General features: G+C 60.9%; 1 protein-coding gene. It reads left to right on the top strand.

The window, feature by feature from the left end; all coding sequences use genetic code 11:
- Window positions 1-306: 306 nt before the first annotated feature.
- A partial coding sequence (locus EA798_RS20465; protein WP_122100119.1) for a cache domain-containing protein occupies window positions 307-1,247 on the top strand: 941 nt, incomplete at its 3' end.

Genomic DNA, 1,247 nt, shown 5'->3' on the forward strand with positions numbered 1-1,247 from the left:
AGCGTGCATCACATCGCCGATGCGGTGGATGGTGTGGCCAGCGATGCCGCCCAGGGTGCGCAGACGGCCCGGGAGCTGAACGGCCTGGCCGAGCAGCTGCAGCGTCTGGTCGGTCAGTTCCGCATCTGATCAACCGCTCTAGCCTGCGGCTTGGCGAAACCCTGCCTGGCAGGGTTTCGCTACTTTGGAGGTAAAGAAAAGACCACCGAGGTCGACAACGAGAAAGCACTGCGGTCGTAGACGCTTAAGTGGCGCCTGTTTTCTGTCGCATTTTTTCTTCTCAATGTACCTACGGGATCGAACCACATGCTTTCCAATCTTCGTCTGCGAATGAAGTTGCTGCTGCTTACGCTGGGCCCGATTCTGCTGCTTGCGATCCTGCTCAGCGGCATCGCGGTGTATGAATTGCAGAGCCTTGCCGAACAGCAGGAGGCGCACACCCGCGACAGCCTCATCCAGGACCGCCGCGCCGAGCTCAAGCATTACGTCGAGCTGGCGCGCAATGCCATCGGCCCGATCTACGAGCGCTCCGCCGAGGGCGACATGCAGGCACGTGATCAGGCTGTGGCCATTCTCGAACGACTGTCCTACGGCAAGGACGGCTATTTCTGGGGCTACGACACCCAGGCCGTACGCATTCTACAGGGCAATACCAAGGACAAGATCGGCCAGAGTTTCTACGACTACCGCGATCCCAATGGGGTCTATGCCATCCGTGAACTGGTGCGGGCCGGACAGGACGGTAGCCGCTATGTCGATTACAGCTTCGTGCTGGGCAACAGCAGCGAGCTGGTGCCGAAGGTGGGTTATGCCGAATTCCTGCCGAAGTGGAAGATGGTATTCGGTACCTCGTTGAACCTCGACGGTGTGGAGCGCGACGTGCAGGCCGCGCGGGATGAGTTTCAGCAGCGCATCGATGGCCTGGTGACCATCATGCTGGTGTCGGCATTCGCGCTGCTGGTGCTGATGGCGCTGCTGGCCGTCTTCATGAGCAATGCCTTGCTCAGTCCGTTGCTGCTGATCAAGCGCAATCTGGACGACATGGCCCAGGGTGATGGCGACCTGACCCAGCGCCTGCCGATCACCAGCCAGGACGAGCTGGGTGAGCTGGCGATGTCCTTCAACCGTTTCGTCGAGAAGATCCATTCGCTGGTACAGCAGGTCGCGGGCACCACCACGCAGCTCAGCGGACTGGTCGGCGCGGTAGCCAGCCAGGCACAGCGCTCCGAGCAGGCCATGGCCGATCA

Origin of the sequence: Pseudomonas songnenensis (assembly GCF_003696315.1) — a bacterium.
GTDB lineage: Bacteria > Pseudomonadota > Gammaproteobacteria > Pseudomonadales > Pseudomonadaceae > Stutzerimonas > Stutzerimonas songnenensis.